Raw genomic sequence first — 16,150 nt, 5'->3', positions numbered from 1 at the left:
TCCGGCGTAACCGGACGGGCCTCTCGAGGTGTCGGGTTACGCCAGGACGGCGGCCAGGTCGGCCTCGAGGGCGGCCTTCGGCTTCGCACCGATGACCGTCTGCACGACCTCACCGTTCTGGAAGACCTTCATCGCCGGGATGGAGACGATCTGGTACTCCATCGCGAGCTGAGGGTTCTCGTCGACGTTCACCTTGACGATGTCGAGCTTGTCGGGGTTCTCCGCCGCGATCTGGTCGAGGATGGGCGAGACCATGCGACACGGGCCGCACCACTCGGCCCAGAAGTCGACGAGGACGGGCTTGTCGCTGTTGAGGACCTCGGCCTGGAACGAGGCCTGGTCCACTGCACGTGCAGTCATTGTTTTCTCCTATCCGGTCACTGCGCTTCGCGGAGTGACGCTGGTCTTGGTCTTGGTCGGCGGACGATCTGCCGGGTCAGGCGGAGGCGATGAGTGCTTCGGCCTCGGTCGTCTCGCCCTCGGCCTCGAGTTTCTCGGCGTCGTCGAGGGCCGAGAGGTAGTGCTCGGCGTCGAGCGCCGCGACCGTTCCGGAACCGGCGGCCGTGATGGCCTGGCGGTAGTGCGGGTCGATGACGTCGCCGGCGGCGAAGACGCCGGGCAGGTTGGTCCGCGACGAGCGGCCCTCGACCGCGATCGTTCCCTCTTCCGTGAGGTCGAGCTGACCGTGGATGAGGTGCGTGCGCGGGTCGTTGCCGATCGCGACGAAGAGACCACCGATCGCGAGGTGGCGCTCGGAGCCGTCCACCGTGTCACGGAGGGTGACACCGTCGACGGCGCCCTCACCCGTGATGCCGGTGACCTCGGAGTTCCACACGAACTCGATCTTCTCGTTCGCGAACGCGCGGTCCTGCATGATCTTGGACGCCTTGAGGGAGTCGCGGCGGTGGATCACGTAGACCTTCGATGCGAAGCGCGTGAGGAAGGTCGCCTCCTCCATGGCGGAGTCGCCGCCGCCGACGACCGCGATCTCCTTGCCCTTGAAGAAGAAGCCGTCGCACGTGGCGCACCAGGAGACACCGCGACCGGAGAGGCGGTCCTCGTCGCCGAGGCCGAGCTTCCGATACGCGGATCCGGTGGCGAAGATGACCGTGCGGCCCTCGAATTCGCCGGAGTAACCGGTCTTGACGGTTTTGATCTCTCCGCGCAGGTCGAGTTCCGTGACGTCGTCGAGGATGACCTCGGTGCCGAAACGCTCGGCCTGCTCCTGGAACTTGGCCATGAGGTCGGGGCCCATGATGCCGTCGGGGAATCCGGGGAAGTTCTCGATCTCGGTGGTGTTCATGAGTTCACCGCCCGCCTCGACGGAACTGGCCAGGAGCACGGGCTCGAGCCCGGCGCGCGCCGCGTAGATGGCGGCCGTGTAACCGGCGGGGCCGGAACCGATGATGATGACGTTGCGCACTCGAAACTCCTCGTTTGACGTGTCGCCTGGTGGAACCCATTGTAGGTCCGCACTATTCCCCGACGGCGGCCGTGGCGAGGACCCGCGGCGGACCGGTCGAGACCGTCGCGATGCGGCTCCTGACGCTAGGCGCGGAGGTCGAGGTCATCCACGAGGCGTGCGACGAGAGTCCGCGCCTCCCTCGTCAGGCCGTGGACGGGTCGCGGGAGGGAGTCCGGCGCCACGAGCCCGAGGATTTCCCCGATCGCCGCCGTGACGCGATAGCTGCCGTACGCACGGAACACGGCCCAGAGCGGCTCGAGGCGCTCGGACTCGGCCGTCGCGAGGGCGTGATCGCCGGACAGGGCGGCTCGCGAGATCCGGAGCGCCGTCTCGGGCAGCGTCCCTCCGATCACCGAGTACCAGACGTCGCAACCCGCGTTCAGTCCCGTCGCTGCCGCACTGTCGCCGGAGACGCCGACGCCCACCGACGTCGGGATACGGTCGCGGATGGCGCGGACGCGCGCCGCGGCTTCCGCCGGATCGACCGGGACGCCTGGGATCTTGATGGAGGCCACGTTGGGCAGCGCCGCGATGCGCGCGTACAACTCGTCGGAGAAGGTCACGTGCGTCGTGCCCGGGTTGTCGTAGACGACCAGGGGAACCGAGAGGCCGGCGGTGACGTCCTCGAAGAGGCCGAAGACCTCGTCGTCGCCGAGCGCCTGATACGTCACGGGCGCGAGCAGCACGGCGCTCGCACCCGCCTCTTGCGCGTCGTCCGCCAGGCGCAGGACCTGCGACGTGCGCAGCGCGCCGATTCCCACCATGACGGGGATGGAGCCAGCGTGACGCACGGCCGCCGTCGCCACCCGGCGACGCTCGGCGCGATCGAGGTACATGTAGGCGCCCGTGGAGCCGAGCGCCGTGATCGAGTCGACGCCGGCGGCGACGAGCCGCTCGATGAGGACGCCGTAGGCCGACTCGTCGACGACGTCGTCGCGGAGCGGCGAGTGGGGGAAGGCACTCAAGCCCGTGAACATCGGATCTCCCTTCGGTGGGACCGGTGATGAGGATGCCCGTGGAGCCTCCCCGTCGGCGGTCAGCGGCGTCGGAACCGACGCAGGATCGGAGCGAGTGCCGCGCGCAGGTCGGGCGAGCGCATGACGACGAGGAGGGCGAAGTAGATCGCGGCCATGACCGTTCCGATGACGATCATCGAGAGAAGGGCCCCGACGACCGTCGTGGTGGCGAACCCGCCGTCGGAGAAGGCTCCGAGCAGCCAGGCCGTGAGGATGCCGGCGGCGAGGGAGGGGATTGCTGCCACGACGTAGACGACGAGTGCGCGGATGACGGGCGCCGTGTCGAGGCCGCCGAGCTTGCGGCGCAGCAGGACGAAGGCGAGGAGCATCTGGACGGTGCCGGCGATCGAGATCGACGCGGCGACGCCGATGCCGATGAGGCCCTCGGGAAGGAGCACGGCGCACCCGAGAGCGAGTGCCGAGAAGAGCACGACCTGCGCTGCCGTGAAGAAGAAGGGCGTGCGGGTGTCGCCGAGCGCGTAGAAGGTGCGCTGCAGGACGAAGAGGATCGTGAACGGAACGAGCCCCGCGATGTACGCGACGAGCGGACCCGCGAGCGCACCGGCGTCGACGAACGTCCCCGTGAAGAGACTCGCGAACGGCATCGCACACGCACCGATGACGGCGGCGGCGAGCACGATCAGGAGACTGATCTGGCGGGTCGCCGAGGCGACGTCCGCCTTGAGTTCCGTGATGCGCTCGGCGTGCGCGTGCTCCGCCATCCGCGTGAAGTAGACGGTCGCGACGGAGACGGCGATCACCGAGTGCGGGAGCATGAAGATGAGCCACGCATACTGCAGCGCCGCCGTCGCCGCGTTGTCTCCGGACGCGATCATCGTGACGTTCGTCTGCACGATGCCCGCGACGAGGGTCGCCCCGATCATCGCGAGCGTCCAGCCGGCCATCCGGCCGGTCTCCGCGAGACCGATCCCGCGCCACCCGAAGTCGGGCCGGAACCGGAGGCCCGCTCGCTTCCAGAACAGGAACAGGACGAGGGCCTGTGCCGCGATGCCGAGGGTCGCCGAGCCGGCGAGGACCGCGACCATGGCTCCGGTCCACGTCGTGACCACGCGTTCACCCGTCGGGTCCGCGCCGAAGATCGCACCGAACACGAGCAGGCCCGAGATCGCGACGACGTTGTTGAAGACGGGGGCCCACGTGAACGGTCCGAAGAGCTTGTGGGCGTTGAGGACCTCGCCGAGGAGCGCGTAGAGCCCATAGAAGAACACCTGTGGGAGGCACCAGTAGGCGAAGGTGACCGCGAGCTGGAACTGTTGCTCCGGCATCGTGCCGCCGTAGAGCCGGACGAGCAGCGGAGCGAGGAGGACGGCGGCGATCGTGGCGCCGAACAGGATCGCCATACCGAGTGTGAGGAGCTTGTTGACGTAGGCGCGACCGCGGTCCTCGCCGACGATCGCCTTGACGATCGACGGGACCAGGACGGCGCTCACGACGCCGCCCGCGATGAGCGCGTAGAGGTTGTTCGGGAGCCGGTTGGCGAGCGCGAAGGCGTCACCGCTCCGACCGACCGCGCCGACCGTCTGCGCGAGGAGGATCGCCATGACGAATCCGAGGATGCGCGACACCATCGTGCCCGAGGCGAGGAAGGCGCTCGCGCGCCCGATCGACGGTCCATCTCCCGAGGTCACTCGTTCTCCTTCGTCCGGCTGCCCGGGGTGTGGTCCGTCTGCCGGGCCTCCGGCGACGAGGGGGTCTTCGCGCTCGCCGCGGCGTCCGCCGCTGCCGTGGCCCTAGCGGACCGGTGATCGCGGCGACGGAGGACCGTGCGCACGATGCCGGCGACGAGCATCGCGACGACGAACAGGACCGCGATGACGGATCCGATCCCCTCCCAGTCGGCGCGCACGGCCACCGTGGCCGTGACGGGCTGGCCGACGCGCTCGCCCGTGAGCGATGACAACGTCACGGTCAGGCTGACGTCGCCGTTGCCCAGCTGCGCCTTCACGGGAACCCTGACGGTCTGGCGCGACTCGGCGGCAACCTCGATCGTCTGGGGTGCTCCCACGTCCAGGCGGATGTTCGACGGCACGGCCGTCACTTCCACGGCGATGTCGTACGGGGAGTCGTTGCGGACGCCGAAGGGGATGGCGCTCTCGTTCCCCACGAGCAGGACGTCGCTCGGGTTGAGGATCGAGACGGACCCGAGGAGATCGGTCGTCTGCTGGTTGTGCTCGACGAGAGCGGCGGTCCATTCGTCGGGCGTATCGCGCCAGTCGACCGCCAGGAGGGCGAGGATCTGGGCCCGCTCGCGACCGATGAGGAGCTCGGGAACCGCGAGCACCGAGGAGAAGGTGCCGAGTTGCTTCTCCCGCTCGATGAGGAGCTTCGCGGCACCGATCCGCCCGCTGTCGGGCTCGAAACCTGCCATGGTGGTGTCGGTCCGTTCCTCCTCACGAACTTGCGTGAGCGGGACCGCGTTGACCGTCGGAAGTGCGAACGCCGCGTCGAGCGCGTTTCCGAGCCCCGCAGCGGTGGGCGGCCAGCCCCGGTCGAGGGTCGCGAGCATCGTGCGGCCCGTGGCCCCCGCTTCGCGGGCCGTCACGGCCGCTTCCGCCGTGAGCTCGGCGATGGCGTCGGCGAAGTCACTCGAGGTGACGGCTGCGGTGGCCTCGCGAAGAGGCGTCGAGAGCGCGTCGTCTGAGACGAGGACCTGGGAGTCGCCGATCGTCGAGGCTGCGCCGACAGCGGGTCCGTCGAGGTTCCCGGAGGTCAGGATCGTCTCGGCTATACCGCTCGCGCCGAACATCTCGAGGTCATCGGCCGCGACGGCGCCTTCGGCGGGCCACAGGACGTCGTCGGACGTCCACTCCCACGACAGGAGCTCATCGAGGGTCGGCCGTTGCTGCTCGAGGTCCTCGGGCGCTTCGCCCTCCGGCGGCGGCGTCGCCTCGGGATCGGCCGTGTCGGCGGGTGTCGGTGCGACGCCGGCGTAGTCCCCCGGGATGCCGAACTCGAGCGAGGTGGGATCGAGGAGCGCGTCGAGCCCTGCTGCGGCCTGCAGGGCGCCGTCCGCGTCCGCATACTGCAGCGGGAACATGTCGTTGGGGATGGTCGCGAGGCGATCGAGCCAGTCCGTGGCCGTCCCGGGTGCCGCCTGACCCAGAGCACGGATCGACGCGATGATCATCGGATCGACCGCGAGGGTCACGTCGCGTCCGATCACACCGTCGAGCTGACGTGTGAGGATGCCGCCGGGTGCCGTGTAGGTCGCGAGGGATTCGGCTCCGATGAGACCGCTCTGCTCCGTCGGGGTCGTCACCGGCATGACGATCGAGAGCCCGATCGTGCTCGTCGGGCTCGTCGCCGCCGCGACGTACGTGCTGCGCGTCTGAGCGGTGATCTCACCGGCGGAGAAGACGGCCGACAAGGGGACGGCGCCGTAATCGGCCGGCATCGAGAGTCGATCGTGCTCCACGACGATGGGGTCCGAGGTGAAGCTCGTCCCGGCCGCGACGGTCGGGATCGGGATCTCGACGAGTCCCGTGGGAGTCGGGAGGGGATCGCTGCCGTCGAGATGCGCGTGCAGGCTCGCCCGCGATCCGATCGTGACGGTTCCCGCCGAGAGGACGACGGAGCCGCCGGGGAGTTCGGTGAGGGTCGTGTTGTCGATCGTGATGGTGAGTCGGAGCGGATCGTCGCCTCCGACCGATGCCGACTCGCTGTCGATGTCGAGGGAGACCGTCGGTTCCGTCGACTCGTCGACGGCCGAGCGGGTGGTCGTCCCGGCACCGGTGTGGACCGGTTCCGGTGATGAGAGGAGCGCGGAGGCTGGAGCCGAGGGGACCGAGAACACCATCGCGAGAGCCGTCGCGGCGAACGAGCGCAGGAGGCTCTTGTGAAGGCGTCTGGTCATAAGGGGGCTGCAGTGCCGTTTTCTGCGGCCTGACTCGTGCGATTCTACGGGTTCGACTCGGAAGCAACCGTGAGGGACTCGGAGGGATGGGGCGGGGGGAAGTCCCGCGAGGTGCGCGGTGATGCGTGCGAGGACCTTCTCGAGCACGGCGCCCTCTTCGCGAGACCGCGGGGATGCGGGTGACGTCTCCGACGCTCAGACGCCGCCGGCGTCCGCCGCGTCATCGCGCACGTGCTGCATGCGACCGAGCATCGTCCACGCCGTGCGCGTGAGGGCCGGGTGCTCGATGCCGATGGCACGGAAGATCTCCGCGTCGATGCGCTCGAGGGCACGGCGGTGGTCATCGGCGTCGTTGCGGGTCGAGCGGGCGGCGAGGCGCGCCATGAGGTACTCGGCCGTCTGACCGCGCTCGTCGAGCGCGTCGTCGCGCAGGGACAGGACGACGAGTTCGTCGACCGTCGGCATGTCGGGGAGGAACTCCCACGGGTCCTCGCCCTGACGGCTGCGGTGTTCGATGAGGACGTCGAGCTCGTCGCGCGCGAACTCGCGCAAGCGCGCGATATCGACGTCGACCATGCCGCCCCTCCGTCCCTCGGAACGGCCCGATCCGCCGTTCGAGTCATCAACGATACTCCGGGATCGGGGACGGGGTCCCGGATCGTGGAGACGCGTCCGCGACGGGCGAACGGCGGTGGGCGAGGCGCACGGACCACAGGATGACCGCACCCATGAGCGCTCCAGCCACCGCTCCACCCGAGTTGGCGAGGAGGTCGTCGACGTCGCAGCGTCGCCCCAGCTCGGGGAACGCGTACTGGGCGAGCTCGACCGCCGCGGAGCCGACCGGGCCGAGGACCGCGACGAGAGCGGCGCTGCGCGTCGCGACGACGAGGAAGATCGCGGGGAGCAGGAAGAGCGCGACGTTCGGAGTGTCGCCGAACCAGTTGTAGGGCTCCACGTTGCACGCCGGTTGCCGCGGGCCGCCCGATCCCACGGGGCTGAGGGTGAGCACCCCGACGACGCCGATCCCGCCGAGCGAGAGTCCCACGGCGAGGAGGCGACCGCTCCGCCCGCCCGCCGCGAGCGAGGCGGCGACCACGACGGCGACGACGGTCGCGAAAACGAGGAGGGAACGGACGAGCGGAGGGTTCTCCGCCAGCACGGTCGAGATCATGGGGGCGCCTTTCGGGTGGCCGGTCATCCATCATGCGGGCGACGCCTGGGTCCGGTCTTCATCCGTGCGATTGAATGAGGGGGTGAATCCCGAGCTTCTGGCACTCCTCCGAACCGACCTCGTCGCGGGCGCCTACACGAACGACGCCGTCGCCTCTCGGCTGGGTCCCGAAGCGGAAGCGGCGCTCGGTCGTGAGCACATCGTCCCGGCGGCGCGCGTCGTCGACGCCCGACGGCGGCAGGGATCGCGGGACGCTCTCGACGTCCTGCTCGACCTCTTCCTGCTGTCCCGTCCGATCGATGACGCCGACGTCGACCTCGCCTTCCCCGCGCTCGGATCGGCCGAAGCGGTTCGGCTCGGGCTGCTGCGGGTCGACGACCGATCGGGAGAACGGTCGTGGACGGCCGCCCTCGATGTGCATCCGTACGCCTTCACCGACGAGCGTGGTGACGGCCATTGGTGGATCCTCTCCGACCTCGGCGAGCGTGCCGTCGGCGGTGCCCTCCCCGAGGACCACGTGCTCGGAGTCGGCGGCGCGTCCCTCACGCTCGCGGGCATCACGATCCCGACACCGGTCGACTCGGTCCTCGACCTCGGCACGGGGTGCGGTATCCAGGCGATGCACGCCTCCCGTGCGGCGACGCGTGTCGTCGCGACCGACGTCTCGGAGCGCGCCGTCGAGATTGCGCGGGCGAACGCCGTGCTCAACGGGATCACGAACATCGAGGTCCGCCTGGGCAGCCTCTTCGAGCCCGTGAGCGGTGAGACGTTCGACCGCATCGTCACGAACCCGCCGTTCGTCATCACGCCTCGCGTCGAGGGCGTGCCGCTCTACGACTACCGCGACGGCGGCCTCGTCGGCGACGCCCTCGTTGAGGCGGTCGTGCGCGGGACCGCCGAGCATCTCGCTCCCGGCGGCACGGCCCAGATGCTCGGCAATTGGGAGTACACGACGAGGTCCGACGGCTTGTCTCGGGTGGACGGCTGGCTCGCGGGCCTCCGGCTCGACGCGTGGGTCGTGGAGCGGGAGCACCTCGATCCGGCCTTCTACGCCGAGACGTGGATCCGCGACGGCGGCACCCGGGAGGGTTCGGACGACTTCGCACGGCTGTCGACGGCGTGGCTCGACGACTTCGAGCACCGCGGGGTCACGGGCGTGGGATTCGGCTTCGTGACGCTCCATCGTCCGAGCGACGCGGACCGTGAACCCGTCGTGCGGCTCGAGCGGGCGACCGGGTCGCTCGAGACGGCGGGACTCGGCGAGCACATCGGGCGCTGCGTCGCCGCGGTGGACTGGGCGGCCGGACTCGACGACGCCGCGCTCGGGCGCGAGTCGCTCGCCGTCGCCCCCGACGTGACCATCGAGCATCACTTCGAGCCCGGAAACGACGAGCCGACGGCGATCCTCCTCCGCCAGGGCGGAGGATTCCGCCGCGCCATCTCCGCGGGGACGGGACTCGCCGCGCTCGTCGGTGCGAGCGACGGAACGTTGGACGTCGGTTCCATCCTGGGAGCGATCGCCCATCTCCTCGAGGTCGACGAGTCCGCGCTCGTCGCGGAGACGATCCCCGACGTGCGGCGCCTCATCGCCGACGGCATCCTGCTGATGGCCTGAACGGCTGCCCGTACCCTCCCTCGGCCGAGGGCCACCGTGAGAGGGACTGACCGCCGATCCTCCGAGTTGTCAAGATGTTCAGGCGGTGTTACCCCGCCTGCTTACGTTGCGGGGTAACGTAACTCCCCAACGGAGCCCTCGACGAAACGGATTTCTCGTGAATTCCCGCGTGGCCGAATACCCCCGGCCGGATCACTTCATCCTCCACATCAGCGATACTCACCTGCTCGCCGGCTCGCGCGGCCTCTACGACACGGTCGACAGCGCGAAGCACTTGCGGACCCTCTTCGAGGAGTTCGAGGCGTCCGGAGGGCGACCCGAGGCCATCGTCTTCACGGGCGATCTCGCCGACAAGGGCGAGCCCGAGGCGTACGAGGCCCTCCGCGCCATCGTGGAGCCCGTCGCCGAGCGGCTCGGGTGCGAGGTCATCTGGGTGATGGGGAACCACGACGACCGCGCCGCGTTCCGCTCCAAGCTCTTCGGCGAGGTGCCGACCATGCGTCCCGTCGACCGCGTCTACGACGTGGGCGGCCTGCGCATCATCACGCTCGACTCGAGCGTGCCCGGATTCCACCACGGCGAGGTGTCGCCGGAGCAGCTCGACTGGCTCGCCGAGGAGCTCTCCGAGGCCGCCCCCCACGGCACCATCCTCGCGATGCACCACCCGCCCGTGCCGAGCGTGCTCGACCTCGCCGTCAGCGTCGAGCTCCGCGACCAGTCGGCGCTCGCCGAGGTGCTCGAGGGGTCGGACGTGCGATCGATCATCGCCGGTCACCTGCACTACTCGTCGACCGCCACGTTCGCGGGCATCCCCGTCTCCGTCGCGTCGGCGACCTGCTACACGCAGAACCTCAACGTGCCCGTGGGGGGAACGCGCCCGCAGGACGGGGCTCGTGCCTTCAACCTCGTGCACGTGTATGAGAACACGGTGCTGCACTCGGTCGTCCCGCTCGGGTCGTTCGTGGCCCTCGAGGACGTCTCGGCCGAGGAGAGCGCTCGCCGCCTCGCCGCGTCGAACATCGAGATCCGCGAGGCCGCACGCCGCCTCGAGGCCCGTTCGGAGGAGCCGCTGCGCCTCCCCGAGCCCATCGTCGCGTCGGCCGGAGCCGCCTGAGTCGGTGAGTGCCCTGGCCGCCTAGCCTCCTAGTCGCTCAGTCACCTGAGGATCGCGCTGTTTCTCCTCGTTCTCGGGCGTTCGTGACGTTGGTGGTCTGCGCGTCGGTCAAGCCGCGACGCGGGCGTGCGCGTCGGCGAGCAGTTCGACGGAGCGCACTCGGGCCTCGGTCCCGAACGATGCGTGCGCGACGATGAGTTCGTCCGCGTCCGCCGTCCGGGCGAAGTCCTCGACGTAGCGTGCGACCTCCACGCCCGTGCCGACGCCCGTGTACGTCGTCATGCTGGCCACCTGCGTCCCGGCCGGAGCCGTCAGCAGGTAGTCGAGCTCCTCGTCGCTGAACTCGCGTTCGATCGGGATCCGACCGCTTTGACGCAGCATCATGAGGAGACGTGCGCGCCTCATCTCCACGAACTGCCGTTGCGCGTCGTCGGCGTCGTCCGCCGCGATCGCGTTGACGCCCGCGATGACGTACGGCTGTTCGAGCTGCGCAGACGGCTGGAAGTCGCGGCGATACACGGCGACGGCCTCATGCAGAGCGTCGGGGGCGAAGTGCGAGGCGAAGGCGTACGGCAGGCCGAGGGCGGCGGCGAGCCGCGCCCCGAAGAGGGACGATCCCAGGATGTAGAGAGGCACGTTCGTGCCGGCTCCCGGCGTCGCACTGACGCCGCGGACGCGGGACTGACCGGCGAGGAACGCCTGGAGTTCGACGACGTCCTGCGGGAAGTCCTCCGACGCGGCGGGATCGCGACGCAGGGCCGCGAACGTCGCACGGTCGCCGCCCGGAGCGCGGCCGAGCCCGAGATCGATGCGGCCCGGGTGCAGCGCCGCGAGAGTGCCGAACTGCTCGGCGATCGTGAGCGGCGAGTGGTTGGGCAGCATCACTCCGCCGGCACCGAGGCGGATGGACGACGTCTGACTCGCGATGTGAGCGATGAGCACGGCCGTCGCGCTCGACGCGATCGACGGCATGTTGTGGTGCTCGGCGTACCAGACCCGGCGGTAACCACTGCGCTCGGCCTGCTGCGCGAGCGCGACGGAGGCGGCGAAGCTGTCACTCACCGTCTCTCCGGGGGCGATCGGGGCGAGGTCGAGGATCGAGAGGGGAACGGTCATGACAATGGCAACGACGAGAACGCCCGCCATGTTCCCGCCCGCGCTGTGCTCGACAGTCCGCTCGCGCTAACGTCGAGGCGGAGTCCGCCGCGCTCACCCGGAGCCGGCGCACACGAGCAAAGGTGACGTGATGACCGACCGTGAGACCTCGACGCGACCGCTGTCGGGCACCCAGCACACCCTCTCCGCGGCGGGTTACGTCGCCGAGATCGCGAGTGTCGGAGCCACCTTGCGCTCGCTGACCCTCGACGGGCGCGACCTCGTGGTGCCGTTCTCGGCCGACGAGGTGCGGCCGGCGTACCGCGGCGCGACGCTCGCGCCGTGGCCGAATCGGGTGACGGACGGCGAGTACTCGTTCGACGGCGAGGACTACGTCCTATCGCTCACCGAACCGGAGCGCGGACACGCGCTGCACGGCCTTGCGAGTTGGCTCGACTTCGACGTGGTGGAGTCCGACGCCTCGAGCGTCACTCTCTCGGCGGTCATCGAGGCGCAATCCGGCTATCCCTTCCGAATTCGTGTCGATGTCGCCTACTCCGTCGACGACGCCGGCCTCTCGACGACCGTGACCGCGACGAACGTCGGGCCGACGCGTGCTCCCGTCGGTGTCGGGCCGCACCCCTACCTCGTCGCCGGCCCCGGGCTCGTCGACGAGTGGGATCTCGAGCTCCCGGCGGACCGCGTGCTCACGGTGCACGGCGAGCGGATGCTGCCCGGGCCGGTCGTGGCCGTGGGGGAGGAGTCGTTCGACTTCCGCTCCCCCCGCGCGATCGCCGCGACGGAGATCGACCACGCCTTCACCGGACTGGCGCGCGAGGACGGCGACGCCACCGTCCGCGTCACGATCACCGACGGCTCGGGCGTCGGTATCCGCTGGGGCGACGAGTGCCCGTGGGTGCAGGTGCACACGGCGGACAAGCCCGGCCTCCCGGTTCACCGCATCGGTCTCGCGGTCGAGCCGATGACGTGTCCGCCGGACGCCTTCAACTCCGGAGTCGACCTCGACGTCGTGGAGCCCGGCGACTCGCTCGCCGCGTCGTGGGTGATCTTCGGGATCACCGCGGACTGACGCGTCGGCTCGTGCCGTCCGGCGCCCGGTGCCGGGGTCCTCAGCCGCCGGAGCGGAGGGCGGCGGACCCCGGGAGATAGCGCGCGATCGCGGCGAACTGGGTGTCGAGGGCGCGCTCGTGGCGGTCGGTCGGTTGGAACACGCCGTCGACGAGGTGTTCGGCGACCCACGCGATCTCGACGTTCGCCTGCACCGTGAGGAGCGCGAGGTTCGAGAGCACGGGCTCGAGCGCCGTGACCGCGCGCGATCCACCCGACAGCCCGCCGTAGCTCACGAGGCCGACGGGCGCTGTCTTGCGGCACTTCGGGTGGTCGTAGCGACTCTGGCACCGACACCCGACCCCGCGCCAGAAACGATCAATTTCGGGCGATTGAGGATGTCTACAATCCAACGCAGTTGCGTCGAGAGTTGGCTGCGTAACGATCACCTGCAAACTTGGTCGCGCTTCCGGTTCAACGCGCTACGAGATTTGGCATGTCGGAGGGTCGCTCTCGTCTCAAGTCATGAGGGAGAAGGTCGATCCTGGCATCGCCGCGCGGCGGCTCCGATTCGATCGGGTCCGCCTTCTCAACGAGGAACTCGACCGCCTCACCGCAGACGCCGGGCGCCTCAGGGTAACGGACCCACGCGCGCACGGGAATTGGCTCGGGCGCCGTCGTGACGCGCGTGTTCTCTTTGTCGAGCTTGGCGTCGCTGAGGCTCACTGGACGCGGCCGCGAGACCGCCTGCGGGACGCGTGCGGCGATATCGTCCGCGACGCGGCTGGGGTATCGCTTGTTGGTTCCCACCCCCCAAGAGTATTCGAACATGCGTTCGAATATGAGAATGGTCTCGCCGAGGTCGATGGAGTGTGGGTGGCAACAATTCGGGGCAGCTTTGCCACGGGCAATCGCTACTCCGGAGGACTGATCTCGTGACAGCCCGCCTGTCCGATCGTACGAGTGGATCGAATCAGCCCGGGCCACTATCGCTCCGGCATCTGCATCTGCATCTGCATCTGCGACAACCTCGCCAGAAGAGCCGCCGTCGAACGCGTCAAATGACGCCGATGCACGTTACACATTTGGCTACCCACGTACCCAGAGCCAGGGATATCTCTGTAACGCCTGACGTCGGCGGATGTTGACTGTCCCATGGACGGGGGCTCAGCATTACGCGCTGTACGCCAGAGCACAAAGGAGAATCTTCGGCTATCGCGCGACCTCATCGAACGCGTCGACGTTTCACTCCATAGCGCCTTGATTGCGCCCCGCCCGTACCATCGCCGCCGCGTTCGAGGTACAGCGAAGCGTTTCTGGCCCGTCGTGAAACTAAGCCGCACCGCAACCAGGTCCCCGCTAGGCGTGCACCTGGAGATGATGGGCGATGTTGACCGAGTGATAAACGTGACGGTTTGAGAGGTGCAGCGCCTGAGCGTGTACACGAGTAGAGAGCTTCGATCGCTGACCCGATTCCCCAACACCGCCGCACCGCAGCTCGGAATCTCTGCGAGATGGGCTATCGCAAATGCTTGCTGCTAGGACGTGTTGCTAAACGTTGTCCCTGCGTGCGTGTGGCTCGAGGGGTGCGTCACATTGGCGTCCTATCGCATCGCAATACGTGTTTGGGTCTGGGCGGCACCGCAGTCTTCTTTCAGAGAGCGAAGGAGGTGGTCGAGCGCGGACGTGTCGCGAGCGTAAGCGTGGAGGAGATAGTCGGAGGGGCCTGTCATGTGTATCGCTTCGACGATCTCGCCGATCGACGAGACGCGACCGACGAAGAAGTCGTAGTCGGTCTCAGGGCGGAGACGGACGTCGATGAACACCTCCAGCCCGCCGCGACGACTGGGGGTGTCCGTCCCAGTCACGACGGTGTACCCGAGGATGACTCCTTCTTCTTCGAGTCTTCGCACCCGCGCTGCCGTGGCATTCGCGCTCAAGCCGATCTCGTGTCCGAGATCGGTGAAGGAACGCCGCGCATTCGACTGCAACATGCTAAGAATTCTCTCGTCAGTCTTATCCACGCTGAGAATCTATCTCCGTGGCAGAGATTTCCGCGGGAGCCGTGACACCGCCGCTCGACAATGATCCTCATGACCGAATCACTCTGGCCGGCTGTGCTCGCGGGGATGGCCGCGGGGCTGGGGGTGGCGATGCCGCTCGGAGCGATCGGCGCGCTCCTTCTTCGGATGGGCCTCACCAACGGATTCTGGGTTGCGGGGGCCGGAGCTGCAGGGGTCGCTACGACCGACGTGGTGTACTGCGCCGTCGCGACTCTCACTGGTGGACTGTTCGCCGATTTCGTTCAGGCATATCAGGGGGTCTTCCTCGTCGCTTCCGGTGCTCTGGTTCTCGTCATCGGAGTCTGGCAACTCGCTCGCACGCTACGCCGTAGTCAGGCGACGGTGATCGGAGTTAGGCGCGCCTCGGCTATCGTCACGTTTGCGCGGTTCGTCGCTCTCACGGCGATCAACCCCCTCACGTTGATGTACTTCATCGCCCTTGGGGCCGCCGTCTCGACCGCCACATCGTCGCCGGCAGGACCGATCGCCTTCGTCCTCGCCGTTGGGTTGTCCTCGTTCGCATGGCAACTTCTTCTCGCCGGTATCGGCGCATTCTGCGGACGCTTGATGAGCGCGACCGCGACTCGGGTAATCGGCATCGCGGCGTCGGTGGTTATCGCGACCCTGGGGATCATGGTGATCGTGAGCGGGCTCGCGCGCCCCGCTGGGAAATGACGTCACTCGGCGGTGACGAGCGAGTGGAGGGTTGCGGCGAGGCAGAGGCCGGCGTGGTAGTTACGGGCGGTCTTGTCTGAGCGCATCGCGATGCCGCGCCACTGTTTGAGCTTGTTGAAGCACCGCTCGACGACATTGCGGCCGCGGTAGCGGAGCCGCTGCTGGTCGCCGAAGTCGATCGGGCGGCCGCGGCGCTTGCGGCGGTGAGCGATCTGATCGTCACGTTCAGGGATCGTCGCGGCGATCCCACGTTCACGCAGCCAGGCCCGGTTCGCCTTCGACGGGTAGCCCTTGTCCGCGAGCACTCGGTCCGGCCGTGACCGTGGCCTGCCGCTCGCGCCCGGGACGCGGATCTCGCTCAGCGTCGCGGTCAGCATGCTGGTGTCCGCCGCCTGTCCGGGGGTGAGGATGAACGCGAGGGCACGTCCCTTCCCGTCGCAGATCAGGTGGTTCTTCGTCGTCAGCCCGCCGCGGGAGCGGCCGATCGCATGATCGGGCGGCTCCTCAGCGAACTTCTTGTAGTTCGACAGGGCCCCCTGTGGCGCGGGGAAGGGTCGCGCCGTGCTGGTGAACGCGCACGATGGTGGAGTCGAGAGATGCGACCCAGTCCAGGTCGCCGGACTGCTGCGCAAGGGACTGCGTCTTCTCCAGCACTCGCGCCCACACGCCTTGCTCGGACCACCGGTTGAAGTTCTTGTAGATCGTGTTCCAGTTCCCGAATCGCTCTGGCACGTCCCTCCACGGAGCCCCAGTCCGGAACCGCCACGCCGTTGCCTCGACCACCGTGCGCCGATCCACTGGAGGCCGCCCGGTCGCCTTGGCAGTCGGGAACAGCGGACCGATGACAGCCCACGCTTCATCCGAAATCACGTCACGAGACACGCATCTAAGACTCGCCCACGACACATCGGAACGTGTTTAGCAACACGGCCTAGATGAAGGAATCGAACTTCGAACCAGGCAAATCGTTTGGGACCCTCGTCTATTTGGCGTG

General features: G+C 68.6%; 15 protein-coding genes and 1 pseudogene. 4 read left to right on the top strand and 12 right to left on the bottom strand.

The window, feature by feature from the left end:
• Window positions 1-36: 36 nt before the first annotated feature.
• From trxA to ELQ90_RS01055, 7 genes are all read right to left on the bottom strand, one after another.
• Window positions 37-360: a thioredoxin gene (trxA, locus tag ELQ90_RS01085; protein WP_128493424.1), complete on the bottom strand. Its 324-nt coding sequence runs from the start codon at window positions 358-360 to the stop codon at window positions 37-39.
• A gap of 76 nt (window positions 361-436) precedes the next feature.
• Window positions 437-1,423, bottom strand: coding sequence for a thioredoxin-disulfide reductase (gene trxB, locus ELQ90_RS01080; RefSeq protein ID WP_128493423.1), 987 nt, complete (start codon window positions 1,421-1,423; stop codon window positions 437-439).
• A 125-nt stretch (window positions 1,424-1,548) separates the two neighbouring features.
• Entirely contained in the window at window positions 1,549-2,442 is an 894-nt protein-coding gene (locus tag ELQ90_RS01075; protein ID WP_128493422.1) for a dihydrodipicolinate synthase family protein, read from the bottom strand.
• Window positions 2,443-2,501: 59 nt separating this feature from the next.
• Window positions 2,502-4,130 carry a murein biosynthesis integral membrane protein MurJ gene (murJ, locus tag ELQ90_RS01070; RefSeq protein WP_279432118.1) on the bottom strand — a complete coding sequence of 543 codons (1,629 nt, stop codon included), beginning with the start codon at window positions 4,128-4,130 and terminating at the stop codon, window positions 2,502-2,504.
• Window positions 4,127-6,355 (bottom strand): DUF6049 family protein, encoded by a 2,229-nt coding sequence (locus tag ELQ90_RS01065; protein WP_128493421.1) that lies wholly within the window; start codon window positions 6,353-6,355, stop codon window positions 4,127-4,129. Before ELQ90_RS01065 ends, murJ begins: the two co-directional genes overlap by 4 nt.
• A 195-nt stretch (window positions 6,356-6,550) precedes the next feature.
• Entirely contained in the window at window positions 6,551-6,931 is a 381-nt protein-coding gene (locus ELQ90_RS01060) for a hypothetical protein (protein WP_128493420.1), read from the bottom strand.
• A 46-nt stretch (window positions 6,932-6,977) separates the two neighbouring features.
• On the bottom strand, window positions 6,978-7,526 hold the full coding sequence (locus ELQ90_RS01055; protein WP_208020537.1) for a VanZ family protein: 549 nt from the start codon (window positions 7,524-7,526) through the stop codon (window positions 6,978-6,980).
• A gap of 82 nt (window positions 7,527-7,608) precedes the next feature.
• Between ELQ90_RS01055 and ELQ90_RS01050 the strand changes: the two genes are divergently transcribed.
• Window positions 7,609-9,141, top strand: a complete 1,533-nt coding sequence (locus tag ELQ90_RS01050) for a DUF7059 domain-containing protein (protein ID WP_243695947.1) — start codon at window positions 7,609-7,611, stop codon at window positions 9,139-9,141.
• Window positions 9,142-9,298: 157 nt separating this feature from the next.
• Entirely contained in the window at window positions 9,299-10,255 is a 957-nt protein-coding gene (locus ELQ90_RS01045; RefSeq protein ID WP_128493418.1) for a phosphodiesterase, read from the top strand.
• 108 nt (window positions 10,256-10,363) lie between these two features.
• Here the strand turns inward: ELQ90_RS01045 and ELQ90_RS01040 are convergent, their stop codons facing one another.
• The gene (locus tag ELQ90_RS01040; protein WP_128493417.1) at window positions 10,364-11,371 is read right to left on the bottom strand and encodes an LLM class flavin-dependent oxidoreductase; all 1,008 of its coding nucleotides are present in this window, start codon (window positions 11,369-11,371) and stop codon (window positions 10,364-10,366) included.
• Between the two features lie 130 nt (window positions 11,372-11,501).
• On the opposite strand from ELQ90_RS01040, the gene ELQ90_RS01035 reads away from it, so the two are divergent.
• Complete coding sequence (locus ELQ90_RS01035; protein WP_128493416.1) at window positions 11,502-12,440, top strand: aldose 1-epimerase family protein; 939 nt, start codon at window positions 11,502-11,504, stop codon at window positions 12,438-12,440.
• Between the two features lie 40 nt (window positions 12,441-12,480).
• Here the strand turns inward: ELQ90_RS01035 and ELQ90_RS01030 are convergent, their stop codons facing one another.
• The 3 genes from ELQ90_RS01030 to ELQ90_RS01020 all read right to left on the bottom strand — a co-directional run bounded on the left by ELQ90_RS01030 (window position 12,481) and on the right by ELQ90_RS01020 (window position 14,442).
• The gene (locus ELQ90_RS01030) at window positions 12,481-12,714 is read right to left on the bottom strand and encodes a hypothetical protein (protein WP_128493415.1); all 234 of its coding nucleotides are present in this window, start codon (window positions 12,712-12,714) and stop codon (window positions 12,481-12,483) included.
• 178 nt (window positions 12,715-12,892) lie between these two features.
• Window positions 12,893-13,228: a hypothetical protein gene (locus tag ELQ90_RS16765; RefSeq protein WP_128493414.1), complete on the bottom strand. Its 336-nt coding sequence runs from the start codon at window positions 13,226-13,228 to the stop codon at window positions 12,893-12,895.
• 794 nt (window positions 13,229-14,022) lie between these two features.
• Window positions 14,023-14,442, bottom strand: coding sequence for an Lrp/AsnC family transcriptional regulator (locus tag ELQ90_RS01020; protein ID WP_128493413.1), 420 nt, complete (start codon window positions 14,440-14,442; stop codon window positions 14,023-14,025).
• 69 nt (window positions 14,443-14,511) lie between these two features.
• Here ELQ90_RS01020 and ELQ90_RS01015 point away from each other — a divergent pair, with 69 nt between their 5' ends.
• The gene (locus ELQ90_RS01015) at window positions 14,512-15,156 is read left to right on the top strand and encodes a LysE family transporter (RefSeq protein ID WP_166408754.1); all 645 of its coding nucleotides are present in this window, start codon (window positions 14,512-14,514) and stop codon (window positions 15,154-15,156) included.
• A gap of 2 nt (window positions 15,157-15,158) precedes the next feature.
• Here ELQ90_RS01015 and ELQ90_RS01010 read toward each other — a convergent pair.
• Window positions 15,159-16,038 (bottom strand): annotated as a pseudogene (locus ELQ90_RS01010) (IS5 family transposase).
• Window positions 16,039-16,150 lie beyond the last annotated feature (112 nt).

Origin of the sequence: Labedella phragmitis, assembly GCF_004078635.1 — a bacterium.
GTDB classification, from domain to species: domain Bacteria; phylum Actinomycetota; class Actinomycetes; order Actinomycetales; family Microbacteriaceae; genus Labedella; species Labedella phragmitis.
Note: the sequence above shows the minus strand (reverse complement) of the source record. Positions and strands in the feature narration are given on the sequence as shown.